We start from the raw sequence: 24,506 nt of genomic DNA, 5'->3' as shown, positions 1-24,506 counted from the left end.
CGCGACGGACACCAGAGCCCTCCCGGCAGCACTGGGCCGTCACGCCCACCGGTGACGGCTCCTGCGTCCTCATCAACCGCTGCAGCGGGCTCTGCCTGGCCGTCGACGGGGGCAGCACCGCCGACGAGCCACCGTCGGGAAGCAGCCGTACGCATCACTTCCAGCTTCCGACTGGCCTCACAGCAGGGCCACTTCCTGAGACGCCGGAAGCGCACCGCCGGCTGCCGTCGCTTCGGGCGCCGACCTCTGCTCGGTACACGCCCGGGCCGCTCATGCCGTCCCGACGGTCACGTGAGGGCTGGAGAGCTGGAGGGCTGTTATGCAGAGACCAGTGATGTGCCACTTCGGTATCGCCCCTGTGCGTACGACGTCCCCATGCGCTGCCGCCCGGCCGCATCACCTGCTCGGACGCTCCTGCGGTGCCGTGCCGCGGCATGAATGACCCGCCGCCGCCCGGCCGGCATGGGAGGGGGCGTCGGGCGGCGGCGGGAGCAAGGGGGACGGGCGCGGTCAGCCGGCGAGAGGTTCCTCCGGTGCCTCGTTCAGGCTGGCCGCCAGCCACTGCTCGACGGCGGTGATGTGCACCGTCGCGGCCGAAGCGGCCAGCAGGGCGTCGCGGGACCGGAGCGCGCCGAGGATCTGCTCGTGGTCCCGGTGCGCGTGGGCCACCGCACGGCGGGCCTGGCTGGCCCGGACGATGCGTACCCGCTGGGTGCTGGTGGACAACACGCGCAGCAGCATGGACAGCACCGGGTTGCCGACGGCTTCGACGATCCTCACGTGGAAGGCGATGTCGTGGGCGATGAACTCCTCGACCGTGGCGGCCGACTTGGACCGCTCCAGGAGGTCGCCGAGTTCTTGCAGGTCCTCGGAGGTCAGCAGCGCGGCGGCCAGCCCGGTCGCCTGTGGCTCCAGGAGCCTGCGCACCTGGAGCAGTTGCAGGGCGGTCCGCCCCTGGGAGACGTCCGAGGCGAAGGAGAGCGACTCGAGGAGGAGATGGGGCTCCAGGCTGGACACATAGGTGCCGTCCCCCTGCCGCACGGTGAGGATGCGCATCGCGGTGAGCGCGCGGACGGCCTCCCGCAGCGAGTTGCGGGACAGGCCCAGCTGCGCGGCGAGTACCTCCTCCTTCGGCAGGCGGGAGCCGGGCGCGAGTTCGCCTGCGACGATCATCGCCTTGATCTTGTCCATCGCCTCGTCGGTGAGTGCCACGTGCGTGCCTTCCTGTGCCGGGGACGTACGAGCGCCGCTCCGCCACTCGGCACGGGGCCGGGGCGGAGCGGGCGACCGCTACTCCTGCTTCTCGCCGGAGGCGAAACGAGAGATGATCAAGGCGACGATGATGATCGCGCCGTTCAGGAACTGGTTCCACAGCGCCGGCACGCCCGCCAGCGTCATGACGTTGACGACGAGCTGGAGGGTCAGGACTCCCGTGAGGGCGCCGAACACCGAGCCCTTGCCCCCGTTGAGGCTCACCCCGCCGATGACGGTCGCGGCGAAGACCTGGAAGATCCAGCCACTGCCCTGGGTCGCCGAGATCGAGCCGTAGTGGCCGCTGTAGAGGATGCCGGCGAACGCGGCGAGCAGGCTGCCGATGATGAGGACGACCCACACGATCCGGTCGACACGGATGCCGGCGGTGCGTGCCGCCTCGGCGTTGCCGCCGATGGCGTACAGCGCCCGGCCGTGCCGCAACCAGGCCAGTGCGCTGCCCCCCGCGGCGAACAGCAGCGCGCAGATCCAGATGGCCGCCGGTACGCCGAGCCAGGACGCCTTGCCCAGGTAGGTGAACGAGGACGGCAGCTCCACGATCGACTGGCCCTCGGAGAGGGCGACTTGGAGTCCGCGCAGCATCGTCAGCCCGCCGAGGGTGACGATGAACCCGTTGAGCCGCAGCTTGAGGATGAGGAAGCCGTTCAGAACGCCGATCGCCACGCCGACCAGGAGGCACAACGGGATGGCCGTCCACTCGGGGAAGAGCCCGAGGCCGTTGAACCGCCCACCGGTCGTCGGCAGGACGAGCCAAACGGCGATGACCGGGGCCACGCCGATGGTCGATTCCAGCGACAGGTCCATGCGCCCGCAGATGAGGATGAGGGCGGTGGCCAGGACGAGCAGGCTCAGTTCGGTGGACTGCTGCGCCACTCCGATGAGGTTGTCGGCGGTCAGGAAGGCCGGCGAGACGATGAAACCGATGAGGCCCAGCACGAGGATGGCCGGGACCAGGGACAGTTCACGGAAACGGCCGAGGTCGAGCCGGTGCCGGGCGGTGTCCGCCGCGGCCTGCTCCGTTGTGCTCGGTGCGGGCTCCGTGACATCTGTGGTGGCGGACATGGCTACCTTCCGTGCTGGTGAGTGCCGGACGCGGTGGACGCGGCGGATGCAGTGGTGGTGTCGGCGACGCCCTCGATGGCGGCGACGACGTGCTCGTCCTTCCAGCCGCGGTCGAACTCGGCGACCACCCGTCCGTGGAACATGACCACGACGCGGTCGCAGGTTCTGAGGTCGTCCAGTTCGTCGGAGACGATCAGGGCGGCCTTGCCCTCGTCGGCGGCCCGCCGGATCCGGCCGAGAAGGAACTCCTTGGATTTGACGTCGACGCCGTTGGTGGGACGGATGGCCACCAGGACGTGCGGATCGGTGGCCAGGGCGCGGGCGACGACGACCTTCTGCTGGTTGCCGCCCGAGAGCGCGGAGACCGGGGTGTTGGCCGCCGGGGTCTTGATGTCGAGGTCGCGGATCATGTGCTGGGCGAAAACCCTGGTGCGGGCGGGCAGGACGGTGCCGAACGGGCCGAGCTGATCGGTGACGGTGAGCGTCGCGTTCTCCGCCACGCTCCGGTTGTTGACCAGGCCCTGCAGATGGCGGTCCTCGGGGACGAAACCCACTCCGGCGGCCAGGGCGGACGGCACGCTGCCGGTGCGTACGACTGTGCCGCCGACGGTGATCCGGCCGGCCTCGGCACGGTGCAGACCGGCGACGGTCTCGCCCACCTGCACATTGCCGCTGGCCGCCGCTCCGGCGAGCCCGATCACCTCGCCGGAGCGCACCGCCAGGGAGAGGTCCTCGCAGGCGCCGGGCAGGGTGAGGGCGTCGATGCGCAGCAGCTCCGTCCCGTCGGCCGGTGCGGTCGGGGACGCGTTCACGGGGCCTGCTGCCACGGAGGCGGCGTCACCGGTCATGGCCTCCACGAGGGAGTGGTGCCCCAGTTCGGCCACGGGTGCGGTGAGGATGTGGGCCGCGTCGCGGTAGACGGTGACGGTGGTGCAGAGGTCGTAGACCTCTTGCAGGTGGTGGGAGATGAAGAGGAAGGCGACGCCTTGCTCCTGCAGGTCCCGGAGCTTGCCGAAGAGGCGGCCGATGCCGCGGGCGTCGAGCTTGGCGGTGGGCTCGTCGAGGATGATGAACCGGGCTCCGAAGGACAGTGCGCGGGCGATCTCCACGAACTGCCGCTGCTCGACGGTCAGGTCCCTGGCCCTGGCGGCGGGGTCGACGGCCACGCCGTACTCGCCGAGGAGTTCCTCCGCCCGCTGCCTGAGTTGCTTCCAGCGGATGGGGCGCACCGCGCCGGGGCTCTGCCGGTTGAGGAAGAGGTTCTCGGCGACGGTCAGATCACCGATGATGGTGGACCGCTGGTAGACGCAGGCGACCTTGGCGCGCCAGGCGTCGAGGTCGCCGTAGGCGGGCGCCGGCGCACCGGAGAAGCGCAGCGAACCGGTGTCGGGCTGGTGGAGACCGGTGAGGATGGACACGAGCGTCGACTTGCCGGCGCCGTTGCGCCCCACCAGGGCGTGCGCTTCGCCCTCGGCGATGCTGATGCGGGCGTCGCGCAGCGCGACGGTGGCGCCGAATCGTTTGCTGATGCCGGTCGCCTCGGCGACCGGGGCCCGGGTTCCGGGGCCGCTCGCCGGGCGGGTGGCGGTGTCCGCCATGCTGGATACCGTCCTTCGGGTACGGATGGTGGGGGCCGGGGATCGTGAACCGGGGAGCAAGGAGCCGGCCGGATCCGGGTCGGGGTGCCGCAGCCGGGGGAGGGGGGTGGGGTCCTCCGGCGTTGACGCGGCGGTGGCTGCCGGTTGTCAGCCGACGTTGTTGCCCCACAGGGACTTGTCGTCCACGTTGTCCTTGGTCACCAGCGGGGCGGGCAGCTGGTCCTCCAGCCCGATCGGGATCTTGACGATCGTCGAGCCGTGGTCGGTCGCACCCGGCTTGAACGTCTTGCCCTCTGCCGCGGCCTTGGCGTAGTAGAGGGCGTACTTGGCGTAGAGGTCGGCGGGCTGGGAGACCGTGGCGTCGATCTGGCCCTTGCGGATGGCGTCGAACTCCTGCGGGATGCCGTCGTTGGAGACGATGCTGATGTGGCCCTTCTCGCCGGCCGGCTTGAGCAGGCCCTTCTGCTCCAGCAGCGCCAGGGTGGGCTGGAGGAACGCGCCGCCGGCCTGCATGTAGATACCGTTCAGGTCCGGGTGCTGGGCCAGCAGCGACTGCAGCTTGGCGGAGGCGACGTCACCCTTCCACTCCGTGGGAAGCTCGAAGACCTTGATCTTCGGGAACTTGGTCTTCATGCACTCGGCGAAAGCCTCCGAACGGTCGCGGCCGTTGATGGAGTCCAGGGAGCCCTGGAACTCGGCCACCTTGCCCTTGCCGCCGAGCTGCTTGCCGAGGAACTCACAGGCCTTGGTGCCGTACGCCCGGTTGTCGGCGCGGACCACCATGTAGACCTCACCCTTGTCAGGCCTGGTGTCGACACTGACCACGGGGATCTTCTTGGACGCGAGGGTGTCGAGGGTGGAGGCGATGGCGCCGGTGTCCTGGGGCGCCATGACGACGGCCTTCGCTCCGGTGTTCTGGAAGACCTGGACGTTGGCGACGAGCTTGGTGACGTCGTTCTGCGAGTTGCTGACCGGCAGGGCGTTGATGCCGTCCGCCTTGAGGTCCTTCTTCAGGTACTGCGCGTAGGAGTTCCAGAAGTCGGAGTCGGAACGCGGCAGGTCGATGCCGATGGCCGGCTTGTCACCGCCCGAGGCGGCCGACTCCGAGCCGCCCCGGTTGCACGCGGTGGCGAGGGCGAGGACCGCGAGCACGGCGGTGGCGGCTGTGGCAGTGGAGCGGGTGCGAGTGAGCTTCATGGCCATGTTGTCTCCTTTGACGGGGCGGAGGACCGCGAGACAGCGATGAGAGGAAGGCGTACTCGCCTGCCGGAGAGGGCGGGCGAGGCAGCGGGCCGGGCAGAGGGTGGCCCGGCACAAGGCAGTGCGGGACCGCGCCCGAGGGGACGGAAAGGAGGGAGAGCCTGCCCGAGAGACGCAGGTCAGGGGCTGTATCCAACCGTTCGAAAGGCGCCAGGGGACCCTGGAGCATTCCTCCGATGTCTCTCGGACGTCGAGGACGTTACGACGGGGTTGCCGAAGTTGACAAGGCTCCGCAGCCGTTGAATTGCGCAGCAGGGCGAAACCATGCCGAGCGGTCCCGCACGAACGCGTCAGGAGGACCAGTGAGCCGACCTGTGAGCTGCGCCTATGCCCAATCGGTTGATCGGGTCGCACCGGGCGGCCGCGGCTCACGATTCGGCAACGACCACTGCGTCCGCTGGGCTGTCACGGCGACGGAACGGCGCCGCCGGGCTGCTGTCACCCACTCCGGTCAGGTCCGGCGGCACGAGGTCAGCGCTCCCACCAGCGGACTCTGCCGCACATGGCTCGCCCGAAGTCATCGGACGACATCTCGGTCGTCGCCCGTACGTCAGCGGTTACCGGGTTGAAATGGCCCGTCCTTCCCGGGTGAACGCCCCCGACGGGGAGAATACATCCGAGGAATCCGTTGCCAGCGGGTGCTCCTGCGTCTACAGTCTCGATGCCGCCATTCATCCGATGACTCAGGGAACGGGCCGCTGAGGCGCTCCGCATGGTCCGGTCGGGGCTCTACCGGCGGCGATGACCCGCCCGTACGACCGACCGTCCCTCCCTGAACCCGCCTATGGCAAGGGAAACGCCAGTGAAACTGCTACGCGTCGGTGCCCCCGGCGAAGAGCGGCCCGCTGTCCGCACCGACGACGGCCGGCTGCTGGACCTGTCCTCCGTGACCTCCGACGTTGACGGCGCGTTCCTCGCCTCGGACGGCATCGACCGTGCCCGTGCCGCGGTCGCGGCGGGAGCCCTCCCCGTTCTGGAGGCTGACGGCCTGCGGATCGGTCCGCCCGTCGCCCGCCCCGGAAAGATCGTCTGCGTCGGCCTGAACTACCGGGACCACGCCGCCGAGACCGGTGCCGCGATCCCGGAGCGGCCGGTGGTGTTCATGAAGGACCCGGGGACCGTGGTCGGGCCCTACGACCAGGTACTCGTTCCGCGCGGCTCGGTGAAGACGGACTGGGAGGTCGAGCTGGCGGTCGTCATCGGCCGCCGGGCGCGGTACCTGGACGGTCCCGAGGCCGCGCACGCCGTCATAGCCGGGTACGCGATCAGCCATGACGTCTCGGAGCGCGAGTTCCAGCTGGAGTACTCCTCGCAGTGGGACCTCGGCAAGTCCTGCGAGACCTTCAACCCCCTCGGGCCCTGGCTGGTCACCGCGGACGAGGTCGGCGACCCGCAGGACCTCGGGCTGCACCTGAGCGTCAACGGCGTGAAGCGGCAGAACGGGCACACCCGGGACATGATCTTCCCGGTCGATCACATCGTCGCGTACCTGAGTCAGTACATGGTCCTGGAGCCGGGCGACGTGATCAACACGGGAACGCCCGCGGGCGTGGCCCTCGGCCTGCCCGGCACTCCCTACCTCCGCTCCGGCGACACCGTCGAACTCTGCGTCGACAGGCTCGGCAGCCAGCGCCAGACCCTCGGCCAAGCGTGAAAGGCACCCCCTTGACTGCCATCTCACCCCGGATCACCGCGGTCGACACCTACGACGTCCGCTTCCCCACCTCGCGGGAGCTGGACGGTTCCGACGCGATGAACCCGGACCCCGACTACTCCGCCGCCTATGTCGTGCTGCGCACCGACGCCGGTGACGGGCTCGAGGGCCACGGTTTCACCTTCACCATCGGACGCGGCAACGATGTGCAGGTCGCCGCGATCGGCGCACTGCGCCACCACGTCGTGGGCCGCTCCGTCACGGAGCTGTGCGCCGACCCGGGCTCGCTGAGCCGCGACCTGATCGGCGACAGCCAGCTGCGCTGGCTCGGCCCCGAGAAGGGCGTGATGCACATGGCGATCGGCGCGGTCGTCAACGCCGTGTGGGACCTGGCCGCCAAGCGAGCCGGCCAGCCGCTGTGGCGTCTGCTCGCCCACGCCGAACCGGAGTGGCTGGTCTCCCAGGTCGACTTCCGCTACATCGCCGACGCCCTCACCCCCGAGGACGCCCTCGCCCTCCTGCGCGAGGGCCGCGCGGGGCTCGAGGAGCGCGAGGCCGTGCTGGTGAACCGCGGATACCCGGGCTACACGACCTCGCCCGGCTGGCTCGGTTACTCCGACGACAAGCTGACCCGCCTGGCCAAGCAGGCGGTCGCCGACGGGTTCACCCAGATCAAACTGAAGGTCGGCGCGGACCTGGAGGACGACGTCCGGCGTCTGCGCACCGCCCGTGCCGCCGTCGGTGACGGCATACGCATCGCCATCGACGCCAACCAGCGGTGGAACGTGGACGAGGCGATCCGGTGGACCGACGCGCTCGCCGCCTTCGACCCGTACTGGATCGAGGAGCCCACCAGCCCCGACGACATCCTCGGACACGCCGCCGTGCGTGAAGCGGTCGCGCCGGTGAAGGTGGCCACCGGCGAACACGTGCAGAACCGCGTCATCTTCAAGCAGCTCCTCCAGGCCGGCGCCCTCGACGTGCTCCAGATCGACGCCGCCCGAGTCGGCGGGGTCAACGAGAACCTGGCCATCCTGCTGCTCGCCGCGAAGTTCGGGGTGCCGGTGTGTCCGCATGCCGGCGGGGTGGGGCTGTGCGAGCTGGTGCAGCACCTGTCGATGTTCGACTACCTGGCCCTGTCCGGTACCACCGAGAACCGGGTCATCGAGTACGTCGACCACCTCCACCAGCACTTCACCGTGCCCGTGGTGATGCGCGACGGGCACTACACCGCGCCCTTCGCACCGGGTTTCTCCGCCACGATGAAGGAGGAGTCCATCGCCGAGTACCGCTACCCGGACGGGACGTTCTGGGTCGCCGACCACGCCGGACGGGAGGAGGTGGCATGACCGGGCTGTCGGGCCTCAGGGCCCTCGTCACCGGCGGCGGGTCCGGCATCGGACTGGCCACAGCCCAGACGCTGGCCGCGCAAGGCGCGGCGGTGGCCGTGGTCGACCTGGAAGTGTCCGGCGTGCCGGAGCCGCTGTACGCCCTCAAGGCCGACGTCGGCGACGACACCTCGATCCGCCGCGCCGTGGAGGAAGCGGCCGCGCGGCTCGGCGGCCTGGACATCCTCGTCAACAACGCGGGCATCGGCGCCGTCGGCACCGTCGAGGACAACCCCGACGAACAGTGGCACCGCGTCCTGGACGTCAACCTCCTCGGCATGGTGCGCACCACCCGCGCCACCCTGCCGTACCTGCGGCGCACCGCCACCGCCCGTCCGGGCACCGCGGCCATCGTCAACATCTGCTCGATCGCGGCCACGGCCGGGCTCCCGCAACGCGCCCTGTATTCCGCGAGCAAGGGCGCCGTGCTGTCCCTCACCCTGGCCATGGCCGCCGACCACGTCCGCGAGGGCATCCGCGTCAACTGCGTCAACCCGGGCACCGCCGACACCCCCTGGGTGGCCCGGCTCCTGGGCGCCGCCGACGACCCCGAGGCCGAACGTGCCGCCCTGAACGCACGCCAGCCGATCGGCCGCCTGGTCACCGCGGACGAAATCGCGGCGGCCGTGGTCTATCTGGCGTCCCCGGCCGCCGCCTCCGTGACCGGTACCGCCCTCGCCGTCGACGGCGGAACGCAGGGGCTCAGGCTCCGCCCGGCGGCCGGCTCATGAGGACAACGCCGCTGGGCGGCACCGGTGTCCGGGTCACCGAGCTGTCATTCGGGGCGGCGGGCATCGGCAACCTCTACCGCCCCGTCACCGCCGAGGCGGCCTTCGCCGCCGTGGACGCCGCCTGGGACGCGGGCATCCGCACCTTCGACACCGCGCCCCACTACGGGCTCGGCCTGTCCGAGCGCCGCCTCGGCACCGCGCTGTGCGACCGCCCGCGGGACGCGTACACCGTGTCCACGAAGGTCGGACGGCTGCTGGAGCCGAATCCGCAGGGCGGCGCGGGCGACGACCTCGCGCACGGCTTCGCCGTCTCCGACACCCGTCGGCGCGTCTGGGACTTCAGCGCCGACGGCGTACTGCGCTCTCTCGAAGCCAGCCTGAACCGCCTCGGTCTGGACCGCGTCGACATCGCCCTCCTGCACGACCCCGACGACCACGCCGCGCAGGCCCTCACCGAGGCCTATCCGGCGCTGGAGCGGCTGCGGGACGAAGGTGTCGTCAAGGCGATCGGCATCGGAACCAGCCACTGCGCGCTGTCCGCCCGCTTCCTGCGGGAGACCGACATCGACGTGGTCCTCCTCGCCGGCCGCTACACCCTGCTGGAACAGGAGGGGCTCGCCGAGGTACTGCCCGAGGCCGCCGCCCGCGGAAGGAGCGTGATCATCGGAGGGGTGTTCAACTCCGGGCTGCTCACCGACCCGAGGCCCGGTGCGACATACGACTACGCGCCCGTCCCGCAACCGGTGCTCGACCGCGCGCTGCGGCTCAAGGCGATCGCCGCACGCCACGGTGTGCCGCTGCGCGCGGCCGCCCTGCACTTCCCGTTCGGCCACCGGACGGTCGCGAGCGTCCTGAGCGGAGCCCGCTCCGCCGAGGAAGTGCACGACACCGTGGATCAGCTGCGACACCCCGTCCCCGCCGCCCTGTGGGACGAACTGCACGCCGAGGAGCTGCTGGCCCCGGACACGCCGGTCCCCGCCGCCACACCGTCGAAGGAGGCGCCATGAGAGTCGCCCTGCACACCAGGATCCGTGCCGACCGCATCGCGGAGTACGAGGCGGCGCACCGCGAGGTCCCCGAGGAACTGACCGCGGCCATCCGCGCCGCGGGGGTCAGTGAGTGGACGATCTGGCGCAGCCGTACCGACCTGTTCCATCTCCTGGAGGTCGAGGACTACCCGGCGATGATCACCGCACTCGAGAAGCTGCCGGTCAACGTCGCCTGGCAGGCGAGGATGGCCGAACTGCTGGACGTCGTCCACGATTACTCCACCGAAGGCGCCGACGCCTCACTGCCCGTGGTGTGGCAGCTGTGACTGGGAACCACCCCTGCGCATAGCCCTCTTCGTCACCTGCTTCAACGACACGCACAGTGAGTGGGAGCGCTCCCGGAGCCCGTGGCGGCTGTCTTCGGCTCGGGCCCGGCGGGCGACGACGCTCGTCACGCCGATTCACGGACCTGCAGCTGCGTGCGGAGGATGACGTGGCGGTAGGCCACCGACGGTTCGTCCATGTCCTCCAAGAGCAGCCGGATCATGGCCCGGCCCATCTCCTCCAGGGGCTGACGCACGGTGGTCAGGGGCGGATCGGTGCGCTGAGCCAGCGGGAAGTCGTCGAAACCGATCACGGCGACGTCCTCCGGTACGCGCCGTCCCGCGGTGCGCAGTGCTTGCAGAGCCCCCGCCGCCGTGGTGTCCGACGCGGCGAGGACGCCGTCGATCTCCGGGTTCCGTTCGAGCAGTTCCGCCATGGCGCGGCGCCCGCTGTCCTCCGAGAAGTCGCTTTCGGCCACCAAGGACTCCTCGTACCCCAAGCCGGCAAGCGCCAGAGCATCCCGGTAGCCGCGCAGCCGGCACTGGGCGACGTACATGTCCAACGGCCCCGTGATGGTGGCGATCGTTCCGCAGCCCCGTGCCAGCAGGTGGGAGACGGCGCTGCGGGCACCGCCCAGGTTGTCCGCGTCCACGTAACTGACGTACTCGTCGCCCGAGCGGCGCCCCAGCATCACGGTCGGCAACCGCGCCTCGGCAAGCCGGTCCGGCAGCCGGTCCCCCGCATGCACCGACAACAGCAGGACCCCGTCGACGCGACCGCCGCGCGCATACTCCAGAAAGCGCTCCCGCTCGGTGTCCGAGCGGACCAGGGTCAGCAGCAGTTGCATCCCGGTGTCCGTCAACGCGTCCCCGAGCGCGCGGACGATCTCCGAGAAGAACGGCTCGGCGAACACGCGCCAGTCGGGCTCCGTCAGGACGAGAGCGACGGCATCGGTTCGCTGCCCGGCCAGGGAGCGCGCCGCGAGATTGGGAACGTACCCCAGCTCCTCGATGGCTCGCTGCACGGCTTCGCGCGTCGACTCCTTCACACCGGCCGCGTTGTTGATGACGCGAGAGACCGTGCCACGCCCCACCCCGGCGTGGGCGGCCACCTCTTCCAGCGTCGGCGTACCGGGGCGTCGCCTGCCCATAACCACCTCCCCCCACGAGATCATCCGATCTTACGGGGTGAAGGAACGGGGCACACGGCTTCCAGGCGTGACCCGTGCTCTGTCGGCCAGGTGACGACGCCTGGTTCGCCTCATTCATGAGTGAATGCGCCGTGCACATCGCCGGGTTCGTTCCGCGCACAGGGAGAGCGGCGTCGAAACGGCGGCGGCTGTCGTCTGGGACGATGGTGGCATGGGTGAAGATGGCCTGTGGCTCCCCGCGTCTCCGGCTCGTGAGCCCGACTTCGAGGACGATTTCGCCGTTCCGCGGCTCAGGAAGGATCGCTGGGTCGATCACTATCTGCCCCATTGGACGTCACCCGAGCGGTCTCGGGCACGCTACGACATCGACGGTTCGGGGCTGCGGCTGCGTATCGACGCCGAGCAGCCGGACTGGCGAGAGGAGGACGCTCCCCTGCGCGTGTCCAACGTGCAGACCGGGGTCTTCTCCGGCCCGGTGGGCTCTCACCGGGGAACACACCGACACCGTTCCGACGGACTCGTCGTCCGCACGGAGACCCCTGAGCGGCTGCTCTGGGCGCCCACGGCCGGGCGGGTGGAGGTGACGGTGAGCGCGAGCGTGGACGAGGGATGCATGCTCGCGGCGTGGCTCGTGGGCACGGAGCATCTGTCGGAGGGGGAGAGCGGTGAGATCTGTGTCTTCGAGATCGACGCCGATGCCGTCGGTGAGGGGCGGAGTCACGCCAGGTGCGGGGTGAAAGCGCATTCGGACAGCCGGTTGACAACCGACATGACGGAAGTCGCCCTTCCCCTGGACGCCTCGAAACCCCACACCTGGACGGCTGTGTGGGGGCCATCGGGCACGATCATCGGCTGCGAGGGCGTCATGGTGAAGCGGACGCGTCAGTCTCCCGCCTACCCGCTCTTCTTGATGATCGACCTGTTCGAGATCGGCCCACGCTCGGACGCCGAGACCTCCTACCCGAAGACCGCTCGTGTCCACCGTGTGCGCGGGTGGAACGTACTCGAACAGTCGGAGACGGGTGTCTCATGAGAAAGACGGGACCCGCCCGTCAGGCACGAGCCTGGCGGGCGGGTCCCGGGTGAGCGGATGCGACTCGGGTCCGGTGTGTGCTCGGCAGTGGGGCAGCCGGCCGACCGGCGCTCGGGTCAGGCGAGTCATGGTGAATACATCACGCGGTGGTGCAGGGCGTGCCGTTCAGGCTGAAGGCGGCCGGTTTGGCGAAGCCGCCGCTGTAAGAGGCCTGGAAGCCGAAGGAGACCTGGCCGCCAGGCGCAAGAGATGCGTTGTACGCCAGGTTGCCGGCCGTGACCGCTCCCGACGACGGAGAGATCCCGGCGTTCCACGCGCTGGTGATCGTCTGCCCCGCGGGCAGGGTGAACGCGAGTTTCCAGCCGTTGACCGGCGAGGAACCCGTGTTGGTCAAGGTGACATCGGCGGTGTAGCCGCCCTGCCACACGCTGGTGCCGTAGGCCACCTTGCATGCCGCGGGTCCGCCGGGAGTTCCGGGGCCGGGTGTGCCGCCGCCGAGGTTGACGGTTGACGAGAAGGAGTTCACCGCCAGTCCCGCGCCGTTCCGCCAAGGCTCGAAGCCCGCCTGAAGGCTCGTCAGGTACCAGTCGTTCTGCGCCAGTCCGCGCGAGACGGCCTGCCGGACGAAGTCCATCGCGTCGAAGCTCCAGCTGTCGATCGCCGACGGCGCGACGAAGGAGAGCACGTCGTTGGAGCCGTTGCTGCCCGACCACACCTGCCAGGTGCGTCCGGCCACGCTCGCCGTACCGACCTGGGAGCCGATGGGCTGGATCGGGCCCACCTTGTTGAGCCAGATCATGATCTCGGTCCGGTTCACGCCGTCGGTGCGGGGCGTCGGGTCCAGCCAGATGTCGTACGAGGCGTTGTACGCGGCATCGCCGCCCACGTAGCTGTAGGAGATGCTCGTGGGAGCGTCGGCGATGGAGCTCAGCCGTGCGGGGAGCTTCGTGCCGGGGGAGCAGTTGGTGTAGTGGCAGCCGTTGTACACGGACGGGTAGGACTTCGGGGCGCCGTTCGTCGGGACCGAGCCGTCGGCCTGGGTGATCCTGAAGCCCGAGTCCGTGACGGAGATGCACTGGGTGGCGCTGGTGCCCCAGCGGTTGTTCTGTACGACGTAACGGCCCTGGATCGTGGTGGAGCCGAACTCCTCGCAGATCGTCGTGTCGGCCTGAGAGGCCGTAGCGCCAGTGAGCAGGGCGGCCAGCGCGACGAGCGTGGTCAGCAGCGCACCGCAGAGCGCGTGCGTCCTGCGGAATTGATGACGTGACGGTTGCATGCGGGTCCTCCGCGGGGGATGTGGGGGGACGAGGGCTTCCGCAGGGAATTGGGAGCGCTCCCAAGCAGAGGCCTCGCTGGGACTGTAGAAGAGGGTCATGTTCCTGACAAGGAGGCGGACTTCGGTGTCCTGAGGGGATTTCCAAAGCGGCAGGTAGCGGCGGGTGGGACGTGGCTCGACCGCTGTCCGAGCCTGAGCGCCGGGCGGCCCCCAGGGGGTGGGGGCCGCCCGGCGGGTGACCCCGTCGCCTTGTGACGGGGTCGCGCACGCGGGCCTCAGCGGGGGGCTACTCGAGGAGTTCCGCGTACGAGCCCATGGCCAGGGCGATGTCCGCCTGGGCCCAGAACCGGTGGTACGTGAAGGAGGGGGCGGCCCCGCCCTTCAGATAGGACTCGATCTTCGACCAGGCCGGATCGCTCTTGTAGAAGGAGCGGATCGAGTCGAACGTCGACGACGAGTTGATCGCGTCACCGTTCGGCATGGTGCCCGTCCACCCGCTCGGGATGTGGACACCGTCGTCGAAGCGGTTGTAGTCGGTGCGGGTCTCCGGGACGGCGATGCCCAGGGCGTCCTGGTAGTTGGTCCACATCCCGTCCAGCAGTTTCTTCGCCGCGGACGCGGCCTCGGTGTCGCCGGACCGGTCGGCGTAGTACGTCAGGGTCTTGGCGAACGCGGCCGCCACACCGACGTCGTTGGTGTAGTCGGCGACGGTGACGTGCAGCCCGCTGTTGGCACCGGGGCTCGAGGCGTTCCAGGTGTCGGGCTGGCCCGACCACTGCAGTGTCGACGGGATCCGGTAGGTGCCGTCCGGGTTGAACGTGGTCTTGGACAGCGCCCACTTGACCCACTTGTCCAGGACGGTCTTGGCCTGGGCGTTCCCCGTCTGCTGGTACAGCTCGGCGACCCGCTCCATCGACCACGCCTGGAAGCCGAACCACTGGTTGGACGGCGGGTCGTGGTAGACGGGCTTCTCGTCGTAGTACATGCCGTAGAAGGTCGGCTTCCCGGCCGGCGGGGTCGCGTACCGGCCCGCCCAGCTGTTGGTCGCGCCACCGGCGATGGCACCCTCGTCCGACTGCAGCCAGCGGTAGAACTCCAGCTGCCGGTCCATGGACTTGGCCCAGTCCGCCTGCCCCGTCGCCGACTTCGGCTTCAGCGGCGCGTAGTTGGCGAGTGCGTGGGCCGCGAGGGGGTTCTGGTAGCCGCCGTGGGCGTGGCTGGAGCCGATGCGCCAGGCCCAGCCGGCACTCGTGTCGGTGGCGCCGCCCCACGCGTAGTACCAGGACAGCAGGTACATCGAGGCGTCCTTGCCGGTACCCGCCGGGCAGGTGGACGGACCGACGCAGTTGCCGATCTTCTTGAAGTACTTGTCGTACATCGCGTAGCGCAGATAGTCGCCCATCTTCGCGGCCTTGGTCACGGTCGCGGAGACGGCCGAGCCCTTGCCCTGCTGCTTGGCCCAGATGTCGGCCCAGTACGCGGCCTGCACCGCACGCGCGTCGGCGTCCGGGGCGTTGGTGAACTTCCACTGCTTGGCGTAGGAGGCGTCACCGGTGAACAGGTCCAGGTAACCGTTCTTGCCGCCGTACTTGAAGGCGTCGCAGGTCGGCTGCGGCACCGTCTCCCACACCGACTCCTGCACGCCGCGCTGGAAGGTGTTGATGTACGACGGACCGGTGTCCGACGGACCCGCCTCGCACTTGCCCGGCGAGTTGCCGAAGCCGTAGACGTTGTCGACGTCCTGCAGCCAGTGCATGCCGTAGACGTCGTCCGTGCCGTACGCGCTCTTCAGCTCCGCCGCGATCGGGTCCCGGCCTGCCGCGACGGACGGATCGAGCTTCGCCGGGTACTCGTTCGGCGTGTCCAGCTCGGGCGCGTACGTGGCCGGCTTGGACGCGTTGTAGAAGGAGTTGGTCGGCTGGTCGGCATGGGTCGGGATCATGTACTTCTCCATGATCTCCCAGGCGCCGTTGAACTTGGACCAGTCGCCCGTGACCTTGCCGTACATGGCCTGGAGCCACAGGAGGTAGCTGTAGGCCTCGGAGGTGGTCTCGTGGCCGTGGTCCGGCGCCTCGACGATCAGCGTCTCGATCGAGTGGTAGGGGATGCCCTCGGGGGAGAAGTAGCCGTTCGCCGGGTTGGTGATCTTGCCGTACAGCTCCAGGAAACGGGCGTCGTACGCCTTCGTCGCTCCCAGCTGCGTCACGGTGACCGAGGCCTTCGCGTGGCCGGGGGCCGTCGACTCGAAAGTCGCCGCGCCGGTACCGGAACTGTCGGCGGTGATGGTCACCTTCTGCGCCGTGTTCCAGTTCTGCGGCGTGAAGGTGAGCGAGACGCCGCCGGTCACCGACAGACCTGAATTGCCGCCCGTCCGGGCCGTGCTGACGGTGACGTTCGAGGACGGCTGCTTCGACAGCTTCACCTCGTACGTGCCCGTCTTGCCCTGCTGGATACCCAGTTGGGTGGGCGTCGCGACCACGGTGGGCCCTGAGGCGACCGTGATGCCCACGGGCGTGGACGACGCGGACGCGCCGAGGCTGTCGTAGGCCTTCGCGACGAGTGAATGACTGCCCACGGTCAAACTTGAGGCCGAGAGCGAGTACGGCGCCGTGGTATCCGTGCCCAGCAGTGTGGTGTCGTCGTAGAACTCGACCTTGCTGATGGTGGCGTTGTCCGCGGCCGCTGCGGTGGCCGCGAGCGGTACCTCGTCTCCTTGCGTGTAGACGGCGCCGGCCGCCGGGCTGGTGAGCACGGTGATGGGTGGTTGGTGGGCGCCGGTGCAGCTGGTGCCATTGATCGCGAAGTTCGCGGGGGCGGCGTTGGTGCCGCTGTAGCTGAACTGGGCGCCGGTCGACACGGCGGCGCCGGCGGCGATCCGCCCGTTGTAGCCGGCGTCCTTCACGGTGATCGCCTGGCCCGACTGGGACCAGGTGCCGTTCCAGCCGTTGCTGAGCTTCTGGTTGCCCGTGTAGCTGTAGGTCAGGGTCCAGCCGTCGATGACGTCCGTACCGCGGTTGGTGATCGTCAGGTCCGCGGTGAAGCCGGAGCCCCAGTCGTTCGTCTTGTAGTCGACACTGCACCGAAGTGCGGCCGCCTGGGCCGAAGTCGAACCCGTGGCCAGTAACGACAGGGGCAGGGTTAAAGCGGTCGCCACGGCGGTCCACACCCGCCGAACGGTTCTGCGTTTGCGTCCGGGATCCATGAACTGGTTCCTCCTAGCGGCTTGCGGCTCGGGGAAGGACAAGTCTTGGCCAGTGGGAGCGCTCCCATCATGGGGATGCGGGCAGTGGCGGTCAAGGCGCTTGAAGAGTCGAAGGCACAAAATCGCTTGGTTCACGAAAAGTTTCGCAGCACCTCTGGGCAACCGCGCCACTCGGCGCTACCTTCCTTCGCACCAGTGGGAGCGGTTCCAATCAGGCGACGCGCCGGTCACGACGCGCTCAACTGCAAGGAGTCGCTCATGCGACACCCCCCACCTTCGTTATCAGCCGTTGCGGGCGCCGACACGCTCGTCGCCACCACGGCCGTCCCGATGGTCTCGGCCCAGGGAGCAGTGCATCCCTGGCCGAGGGAGCACACCGTCCACGGCCAGGGGGACAACGGCTTCCACGGATCAGCGCAAAGCACCGACAAGTCCGCCCCGTCGCACAGTCGGACAGAGCCGTTCGACTCTCGCCGACGGTCGCAAGCCCGCCCAGGACCGGAACACCGTCTGGTCCCGCTCCGGCACGACGGCGCCCGCCATGAACGAGGGCTCCGAGCCGACCGGCAGCCAGGAGCGTCGACTCGGTCTGTCCGACATCACACCGGATCACGCGAGATCGTGGTCCATGCCGACCCGTTCGGTGAGTCGTGCCCGGACCGCACGACCTGCGGTGCCGCGGACGTGCGGAAGTACCGGCGGCATCAGAGCGAGGAACGTGATCCTGGCGGGTGGACCGGCACACCCCGGCAACTCCGATCTGTGGCTACTGCACGAGCCCACCGGCCCGGCGGGCAATCCGGTCGCCCCCGGCGCGTCCACACCAGCGACACCTGCTCCGACATCCGCACCGACGAGAGCGGGCGGCCGGCCCCGCTCGCTCCCATCGCCGCGCACGTGCCTTTGGTGGCGCGAGAGATCGGTGCGCGCACCTCCCCACACGGCTTCACCGACAAGGTCATGAGTGGTCCGGCGACCGCAAACCGCCCCACCTGGGACGGAGCGGGAACCCGGCACCGCTCCTCCGCCCCGTCCCCGGTCTCGAACCACGACGCTACGCCCACCCTGCACGCCATCGGACCGCGCAACCTCCTGCGCGGCCGTGATCAGTAGAAGAATGCCGAAGGAGAAGGAACCCACACTCATGAGTCGCACCAGGACCTCACTGCTCGCCGCCCTCGCGCTGCTCACCGGAAGCTCAGGGGCTGCGCTTCTCTCGGCACCGGCCGGTGCCGCCACCGCCTCCGTACCCTGCACGGTGGACTACAAGGTGCAGAACCAGTGGGACACCGGCTTCACCGCTGCCGTCACCATCACCAACAACGCGGCTGCCAAGTCGGGTTGGTCGGTGAAGTGGTCGTACGCGGGCAACCAGAAGATCACCAACTTCTGGAACTCGAAGATCAGCCAGAGCGGCACCGCCGTCACCGCGGCCAACGAGGGCTACAACGGCACGCTCGCCACCGGCGGCTCAGTGAGCTTCGGCTTCCAGGGCAGCTACAGCGGCACCAACGCCATCCCGGCCACGTTCACCCTCGACGGCGTGACCTGCAACGTCGACGGCGGCCCGACCGACCCCGGCCCGACCGACCCGGGCCCGACGGACCCCGGCCCGACCGGGCCCAAGGCAGGCAACCCGTACTCCGGCGCCAAGGTCTATGTGAACCCGGAGTGGTCCGCGAAGGCCGCCGCAGAACCGGGCGGCAGCCGTATCTCCAACCAGCCCACCGCGGTCTGGATGGACCGGATCGCCGCGATCGACGGCGTGAACGGCGGCATGGGTCTGCGCGCCCACCTCGACGAGGCCCTGAAGCAGAAGGGCTCCGGCGAGCTCGTCATCCAGGTGGTCATCTACGACCTCCCGGGCCGCGACTGCGCCGCCCTCGCCTCCAACGGTGAGCTCAAGCCCGACGAGATCGACAAGTACAGGACCCAGTACATCGACCCCATCGCCTCGATCCTCTCCGACTCGAAGTACGCGTCCCTCAGGATCGCCACCATCATCGAACCCGACTCACTGCCCAACCTCGTCACCAACGCCGGCGGCACCCCCACCACCACCGACGCGTGCGTGACCATGAAGAGCAACGGCAACTATGAGAAGGGCGTCTCCTACGCCCTCGACAAGCTCGGCGCCATCCCGAACGTCTACAACTACATCGACGCCGCACACCACGGTTGGCTCGGCTGGGACAGCAACCTCGGCCCCGCCGTGCAGCAGTTCCACAAGGTCGCAACCACCAACGGCGCGAGCGTGAACGACGTGGCCGGGTTCATCGTCAACACCGCCAACTACAGTCCGACCAAGGAGCCGTACCTGAAGATCACCGACACGGTCAGCGGGCAGACCGTACGTCAGTCCAAGTGGCTGGACTGGAACCAGTACGCGGACGAGCAGTCCTTCGCCCAGGCGCTGCGTGACAAGCTCGTCGCGGCCGGCTTCCACTCCGGCCTCGGCATGCTCATCGACACGTCCCGCAACGGCTGGGGCGGCACCGCCCGGCCCACCGGCCCCGGACCGATGACCTCTGTGGACGACTACGTCAACGGCAGCCGCATCGACCGGCGCATCCACGCCGGCAACTGGTGCAACCAGAGTGGCGCCGGCCTCGGCGAACGGCCCACCGCGGCACCGGCCGCCGGCATCGACGCCTACGTGTGGGTCAAGCCGCCGGGGGAGTCCGACGGCTCCAGCAGCGCCATCCCCAACGACGAGGGCAAGGGCTTCGACCGCATGTGCGACCCGACTTACGGCGGCAACCCCCGCAACGGCAACAACCCCACGGGTTCACTGGCGAACGCGCCCGTGGCGGGACACTGGTTCTCCGCCCAGTTCAGGCAGCTGATGCAGAACGCCTACCCGCCGCTTCCGTAAACCCTTGACGCGGTGAGCGTCCGCCGGTGCCCAGCCCTCCCTGAGGGCCGGGGCACCGGCGGATCGCGTCTGCATCGGCAGCGCGGCTTGTCCGGACCGGCCGGCACGCGCCCCGCCGCCGGTGGCTCAGCCGGCAGCTCGCCGTGCCGGTGCGGACTGCGTGGTGCCGACCGAGATGCCGAGCCCGGCAGCAATCCGGGGGCCACCCGACCCGAACACGTGCTCATGTGCACCCGCCGTCACCCTTCACGCGGCCAGCGACCCCCGCCGAAGCGGATCAACCGCTCGACTGAACCCCTTCGATGAGGTCACGAGGTACGGCGACCATCTCCACGCCACCGCTGGCGAGGGCCAGCGTGGCGGAGATCAGGGCCTGGAGACAGGACAGTTCCGCCTCGTCGTCGGGGTGCGTCAGGTGCTGCAGCACGAGTCCGTCGAACCCGGCGAGGAAGAACCGCGCGACCGTGCTCGCCGGCTGTGCGAGCTGCCGGCCGGCGCGCTCGGCGGCTTCTGTCACAAGCTCCGATGTCACGCTGAGGACACCGAGGTTGTGCGTTTCGAGGGCCTCTCGGAGGTGGGGCGACCGGAGCGCGAACATGGTCAGTTCGGTGAGCAGTTGATAGCTCTTCGACTGGTCACGCACCGTGCGCCACAAGGCGGAGGCAAGCACTCCCACGGTTTCCTCGAAGCCGGCGTCGACCGGTGCGGCCTGCCGCACCTGGCTCTCCATCTCCTGCGTCAGGTGCTGGATGACGGCACGGTACAGATCCTCCTTCGTGCCGAACGTGTAGTGCACCGTGGCCTGCGCGACGCCGAGTTCGGCGGCGATCGCACGGGTACTTCCGGCAGCGACTCCCTCTCTCGCCATGAGTTCGATGGCTGCTTTGATCAACTGAGGGCGGCGCTCGGCCGCTGAGACGTGAGCCATGCACCTACCATACCGACTTGATTGCTCGATGGAGTCACTCGAACAATTCGGATTCTCCTGGTACGGCGTCCAGTCGGGGCTGCCGACGACGAAGACCTGGTTGCAGGAGGCGGTTCCGGACCGTGAGGCTACAACCGCGTCCTGTTGTGGCAACCGCCCGCAGGAGGCAGCGAAATGACCACCCACTCGGCCCACCCCGCTCCGGCTGCCGGTACGGCCACGAACCGCCGGTTAGGTAAGTGACCGGCGGCTCAGAAGATGGTCACCTCGCGGCTGTACAGGGCGAAGGAGCGGGACGGGTCGTGGAAGCCGCCGGTCTCGGCGGACCGTTCTCGCAGTGAACGCTCGTACGAGGGGAAGTGGGTCAGCGCTTCGTCCTGGGAGTCGTAGTACAGGGCAGCGACTCCCAGGTACGCGGGTTCGCCCCCGCCGCCGAAATGGCGCAGCGCCCTCCCGGCCCCCGGCACCCCGCGGTGTTGGACGTATCCCCGCAGCACCTTGGCCTGGGGCTCCTCGGCGTCGAGCACCTCTTCGTGGGCGGCCTGCCACCGCTCGGTGACGTCGTCCGGGACCGGTCCTCCGGACTTGTGGACGAAATGGAGTACCTTCACGCGGCTTTCGCCCGCGTCGGATGCCGGCGGGGCCATGAGTACCGCGGGGCGGGTCAGCAGGGCCAGGGCGCTGGGCAGGTCGTTGAAGTGGGCGCCGTCGGGGCCCATGACCTCGCGCGAGTACGGGTCCGACATCGTGGCGGTCAGCGCCTCCATGTTCTCGAAGCGCAGCTCGGTGACGGAGTCCCGGCCGAACTCGGTCAGGTATGTCAGGTCCCCCTCGCTGCCGAAGGACGCGTCGAAGACGTGGTTCTGGACGTAGCGCCGAATCCGGAGAGGGTTCGCGGCGGCCAGGGATCCGTGCACATGGTGGAGGTGGTGCAGGAATGCCCGATGAGTCATGCCCGGTTTGCGACGGATGGCGGCGATCAGGTTCAGCATGGATCTCCGGTGGGACGAGTGGCACGAGTGGTGTGATCGGCATCGCGGGGACGGCCGCGATGCCGATCCCGAGGGTGTGCGGTTCTCGCGGCGGATCAGCGCCGTAGCAGGTCAGCCAGCCAACTGCTGGACCGGTTCCGGGCCGGCGCCGATCCGGCGACGCCGGGCCGCGAGGCCGAGTGCGGCGGTGGCGACGGCCCCGGCGAGGGCGAGTACGCCCATGGCGCCCTCAAGGGTGCCGACGGCTGAGGTGAGGGCGAGTGCCACGAGCGGGCACAGGAACTGACCGAGGAAGAAGGTACCTGTCCACAGCCCGATGCCACGACCGCGGTCGGCGAACTCCAGCTTGGACATGGCAAGGGTGAGCAGGCTCGGCAGCATGATGCCGCCGCCGAGGCAGGTGATCACGGCACCGAGGGTCAGCACGACGGGGTTGGGAGCGAGCCAGACCACCGCGAAGCCGAGGGCGCACAGGCCGAAGGCGGTGGGCAGCCAGGCTTGCGGGCTGCGGCCGGCCTTGGCGAACGTGGCGGAGCCGACCACGATCGCGGCACTGGTGATGGCGGTGGCCAGCCCGATGATGCCGCTCTCGGTCACGCCCATGTCGTCCAGGAGGAACGCCATCTCCACCTGGAGGGTGTAGAAGAGGACGGCGCCGAAGACCGTCAGCGCGCATGTGCCGACCAGCGGACGCCAGGGGAAGGGCCGCCTGGCCATCGGTTCCGAGACGGTGGGGGAGGGGGCGCCGGCGTGGTCGTCGGGTCGGGGCCGGGGCAGGAAGGCGGCCATGGCGGGAGCGAGCAGCAGGCTCACGGCGTAGGCCCAGAACGGTGCGCGCCAGCCGGCCGATCCGGCCACGCCGCCCAGCACGAAGAAGGCTGTCGCGGAGATCGCGGCGCACATCGTCTGCATCGCGAGGTAGCGGTCGCGTTGCCGGCCGGAGTAGTAGTCGCCGATCAGGGTGGTGCAGCAGGTCATGATGGCGGCTTCGGTGACGCCGACGAGGGCGCGGCTGGCGACGATGGCGCCGAGGGAGTCCAGCCACAGGGGCGCGGTGCCGAGGATCGCGTACAGCACAGTGGCGGTGACCAGGAGGCGTTTGCGGCCGAGCCGGTCCACCAGGACGCCGGCGAAGGGGGCCAGCAGGGCCAGCGACAGGGCGGGGATCGTCAGGGCCATGGGGACGAGCGCGTCGACGCCCGGCACGTCGGCGAACTGGTCCTGCATCTGCGGCAGGACCGGGGCGATGAGCACGGCGCCGAGGATGGGCAGACAGGCGCCGGCCATCAGCAGCGTGAGGCGAAGCCGGTGGCCGGGACCGGACACGGTCTGCTCGGCCGGGGAGTCCGCGACAGCCTCGGACGGTGGGGATGGGAGCGGGGGCACGGATGCAGGCATGCGGGAACTCCACGGGGCGTGTCGGAGGGAATGGAACGGCGCGGCCGTCGCGGTCGGGCCACCCGGTGTCCGTGGCAGCACGTGACAGCGGTGCCGATGCGGCTGGGCGTCGCCGGCGGGCCGGCTCGTCGGGCGCCTGTGCGAGCCCGGCGCGGGTGAAGGTGCGGCTCGGTCAGCGGGTCATAGGTGCGGCCCGGCGTCGGGTTGAGACGACTATGGGCCAACGGGCAGGTCCTGCCTAGCCCCCGTCCGATCGATATCGAAGATGTGGATCATCCGGGACTTGGATGCCGGGTACCTGCAGGAGCCCGCTATCCCGGTGCGGCCGTGGCGATACGGCCGGGCTGGGAAGCGGCGAGCTCCGCTCCTACGCGGGCCGCGGTCTCGCGCAGCCAGATGTGGGCCGCGTCGTGGGTGTGCACCGGGTGCCACCACAGTGCCTCCTGGAGGGGGACCGCCCCGTAGGGCGGTTCCATGAGGCGCACGGCGGCCACGCCGCGCAGCAGCTCGGCCAGGCACTGCTGCACCAGGGCGATCCGGCGGGTGCCGGCGACCAGGAAGGGCAGCGCCTGGAAGCTGTCGACGGAGATCTCCACGCGGGGATCGACACCGAGCATGCTCAGCTGACGGGCGGCCGGAGCGTCGTAGGCGCGCTGGTAGATGACCCAGGGCAGCCGTGCCAGGTCGTCCATGGTCAGCTGGTCGCCGACCTCGTCGTTCGCCTCGGCGACCAGGAAGGCCCAGCGGTCGGTGAACAGGTCGACGGCGGGGAAACCGCTGATGACGCCGCGCGGCATCAGCAGCCCGTCGGCCGTGCTGAGCAGCGGTGCCGTGTCCTCCGTGACGTCGATGGGCGTCCGCTGGAAGCGCAGCCGTACCCCGGGGGCCTCGGCGTGCACGGTCCGGGCGAGCTCGGCGCCGAACACGGCGAGGGCGTAGTCGGAGGTGAGCAGGGTGAACTCGCGCTCCTCGCTGCCCGGGGCGAAGTCGGCCCTGCTGCTGAAGACCCGTTCCAGCAGGTCGCAGGCGGTCGAGGTGCGGTCCAGCAGAGCGCGCCCGAGGGCGGTCAGTTCGTACTGTCTGCCGACGCGCGAGAGCAGGTCGTCGTCGAAGTGGCGGCGCAGCCGGGCCAGGGCCGCGCTCATCGCCGGCTGACTGAGCCCGACGCGCTGCCCGGCGCGGGTGACGTTGCGTTCCTCCAGCAGAGCCCGCAGGGACAGGACGAGATTGAGATCGAGGCCGGAGAGGGACACGACGCCTCCAGAGCTAGGACGCTTGCGGCGGCGGTATTCGCGCCACGGATGATCAACATCTAAAGAATCGATTTCCCAGATTACGCGGTGGCGGTCACATTGGTCGCACCGCAATCTGGAG

General features: G+C 69.6%; 18 protein-coding genes and 1 pseudogene. 8 read left to right on the top strand and 11 right to left on the bottom strand.

The window, feature by feature from the left end; translation table 11 throughout:
- Positions 1–23: 23 nt before the first annotated feature.
- Positions 24–199, top strand: a pseudogene (locus tag AB0F04_RS25170) (RICIN domain-containing protein); the annotation flags it as partial.
- A 311-nt stretch (positions 200–510) separates the two neighbouring features.
- Here AB0F04_RS25170 and AB0F04_RS25165 read toward each other — a convergent pair.
- From AB0F04_RS25165 to AB0F04_RS25150, 4 genes are all read right to left on the bottom strand, one after another.
- Complete coding sequence (locus AB0F04_RS25165) at positions 511–1,212, bottom strand: FCD domain-containing protein (RefSeq protein WP_362044761.1); 702 nt, start codon at positions 1,210–1,212, stop codon at positions 511–513.
- 78 nt (positions 1,213–1,290) lie between these two features.
- Positions 1,291–2,334: an ABC transporter permease gene (locus AB0F04_RS25160; protein WP_362044759.1), complete on the bottom strand. Its 1,044-nt coding sequence runs from the start codon at positions 2,332–2,334 to the stop codon at positions 1,291–1,293.
- Between the two features lie 2 nt (positions 2,335–2,336).
- On the bottom strand, positions 2,337–3,932 hold the full coding sequence (locus AB0F04_RS25155; RefSeq protein ID WP_362044757.1) for a sugar ABC transporter ATP-binding protein: 1,596 nt from the start codon (positions 3,930–3,932) through the stop codon (positions 2,337–2,339).
- A gap of 147 nt (positions 3,933–4,079) precedes the next feature.
- Positions 4,080–5,129: a sugar ABC transporter substrate-binding protein gene (locus AB0F04_RS25150; RefSeq protein WP_362044755.1), complete on the bottom strand. Its 1,050-nt coding sequence runs from the start codon at positions 5,127–5,129 to the stop codon at positions 4,080–4,082.
- 865 nt (positions 5,130–5,994) lie between these two features.
- Between AB0F04_RS25150 and AB0F04_RS25145 the strand changes: the two genes are divergently transcribed.
- The 5 genes from AB0F04_RS25145 to AB0F04_RS25125 are packed head-to-tail and all read left to right on the top strand — an operon-like array spanning position 5,995 to position 10,280.
- Entirely contained in the window at positions 5,995–6,846 is an 852-nt protein-coding gene (locus AB0F04_RS25145) for a fumarylacetoacetate hydrolase family protein (RefSeq protein WP_362044753.1), read from the top strand.
- A gap of 11 nt (positions 6,847–6,857) precedes the next feature.
- Positions 6,858–8,195 (top strand): L-fuconate dehydratase, encoded by a 1,338-nt coding sequence (locus AB0F04_RS25140; RefSeq protein ID WP_362044751.1) that lies wholly within the window; start codon positions 6,858–6,860, stop codon positions 8,193–8,195.
- Positions 8,192–8,965 carry an SDR family oxidoreductase gene (locus tag AB0F04_RS25135; RefSeq protein ID WP_362044749.1) on the top strand — a complete coding sequence of 258 codons (774 nt, stop codon included), beginning with the start codon at positions 8,192–8,194 and terminating at the stop codon, positions 8,963–8,965. Before AB0F04_RS25140 ends, AB0F04_RS25135 begins: the two co-directional genes overlap by 4 nt.
- Complete coding sequence (locus AB0F04_RS25130; protein WP_362044748.1) at positions 8,962–9,972, top strand: aldo/keto reductase; 1,011 nt, start codon at positions 8,962–8,964, stop codon at positions 9,970–9,972. Before AB0F04_RS25135 ends, AB0F04_RS25130 begins: the two co-directional genes overlap by 4 nt.
- Positions 9,969–10,280, top strand: a complete 312-nt coding sequence (locus AB0F04_RS25125; protein ID WP_362044746.1) for an L-rhamnose mutarotase — start codon at positions 9,969–9,971, stop codon at positions 10,278–10,280. The genes AB0F04_RS25130 and AB0F04_RS25125 overlap by 4 nt, the downstream gene beginning before the upstream one ends.
- A gap of 125 nt (positions 10,281–10,405) precedes the next feature.
- Here AB0F04_RS25125 and AB0F04_RS25120 read toward each other — a convergent pair whose 3' ends face one another.
- Positions 10,406–11,428, bottom strand: a complete 1,023-nt coding sequence (locus AB0F04_RS25120; protein WP_362044744.1) for a LacI family DNA-binding transcriptional regulator — start codon at positions 11,426–11,428, stop codon at positions 10,406–10,408.
- Between the two features lie 211 nt (positions 11,429–11,639).
- Here AB0F04_RS25120 and AB0F04_RS25115 point away from each other — a divergent pair, with 211 nt between their 5' ends.
- Complete coding sequence (locus tag AB0F04_RS25115) at positions 11,640–12,461, top strand: hypothetical protein (RefSeq protein WP_362044742.1); 822 nt, start codon at positions 11,640–11,642, stop codon at positions 12,459–12,461.
- A gap of 139 nt (positions 12,462–12,600) precedes the next feature.
- On the opposite strand, the gene AB0F04_RS25110 is transcribed toward AB0F04_RS25115, so the two are convergent.
- Together AB0F04_RS25110 and AB0F04_RS25105 are read right to left on the bottom strand one after the other, a co-directional pair.
- A complete protein-coding gene (locus AB0F04_RS25110; RefSeq protein WP_362044740.1) occupies positions 12,601–13,737 on the bottom strand; it encodes a cellulose binding domain-containing protein in 1,137 nt (378 codons plus the stop codon).
- Positions 13,738–14,023: 286 nt separating this feature from the next.
- Entirely contained in the window at positions 14,024–16,939 is a 2,916-nt protein-coding gene (locus tag AB0F04_RS25105; RefSeq protein WP_362044738.1) for a glycoside hydrolase family 48 protein, read from the bottom strand.
- A gap of 1,144 nt (positions 16,940–18,083) precedes the next feature.
- On the opposite strand from AB0F04_RS25105, the gene AB0F04_RS25100 reads away from it, so the two are divergent.
- Positions 18,084–19,814 carry a glycoside hydrolase family 6 protein gene (locus tag AB0F04_RS25100; RefSeq protein WP_362044736.1) on the top strand — a complete coding sequence of 577 codons (1,731 nt, stop codon included), beginning with the start codon at positions 18,084–18,086 and terminating at the stop codon, positions 19,812–19,814.
- A gap of 277 nt (positions 19,815–20,091) precedes the next feature.
- Here AB0F04_RS25100 and AB0F04_RS25095 read toward each other — a convergent pair whose 3' ends face one another.
- From AB0F04_RS25095 to AB0F04_RS25080, 4 genes are all read right to left on the bottom strand, one after another.
- Positions 20,092–20,742: a TetR/AcrR family transcriptional regulator gene (locus AB0F04_RS25095; RefSeq protein WP_362044734.1), complete on the bottom strand. Its 651-nt coding sequence runs from the start codon at positions 20,740–20,742 to the stop codon at positions 20,092–20,094.
- A gap of 251 nt (positions 20,743–20,993) precedes the next feature.
- The gene (locus AB0F04_RS25090; protein WP_362044732.1) at positions 20,994–21,695 is read right to left on the bottom strand and encodes an EthD domain-containing protein; all 702 of its coding nucleotides are present in this window, start codon (positions 21,693–21,695) and stop codon (positions 20,994–20,996) included.
- A 150-nt stretch (positions 21,696–21,845) separates the two neighbouring features.
- Positions 21,846–23,132 (bottom strand): MFS transporter, encoded by a 1,287-nt coding sequence (locus AB0F04_RS25085; RefSeq protein ID WP_362044730.1) that lies wholly within the window; start codon positions 23,130–23,132, stop codon positions 21,846–21,848.
- 311 nt (positions 23,133–23,443) lie between these two features.
- Positions 23,444–24,385, bottom strand: a complete 942-nt coding sequence (locus tag AB0F04_RS25080; protein ID WP_362044728.1) for a LysR family transcriptional regulator — start codon at positions 24,383–24,385, stop codon at positions 23,444–23,446.
- Positions 24,386–24,506: the final 121 nt, after the last annotated feature.

The organism is Streptomyces sp. NPDC029041, assembly GCF_040637515.1.
In the GTDB taxonomy this organism is placed as follows: Bacteria; Actinomycetota; Actinomycetes; order Streptomycetales; family Streptomycetaceae; genus Streptomyces.
This window is presented reverse-complemented; position numbering and strand designations above follow the sequence as displayed.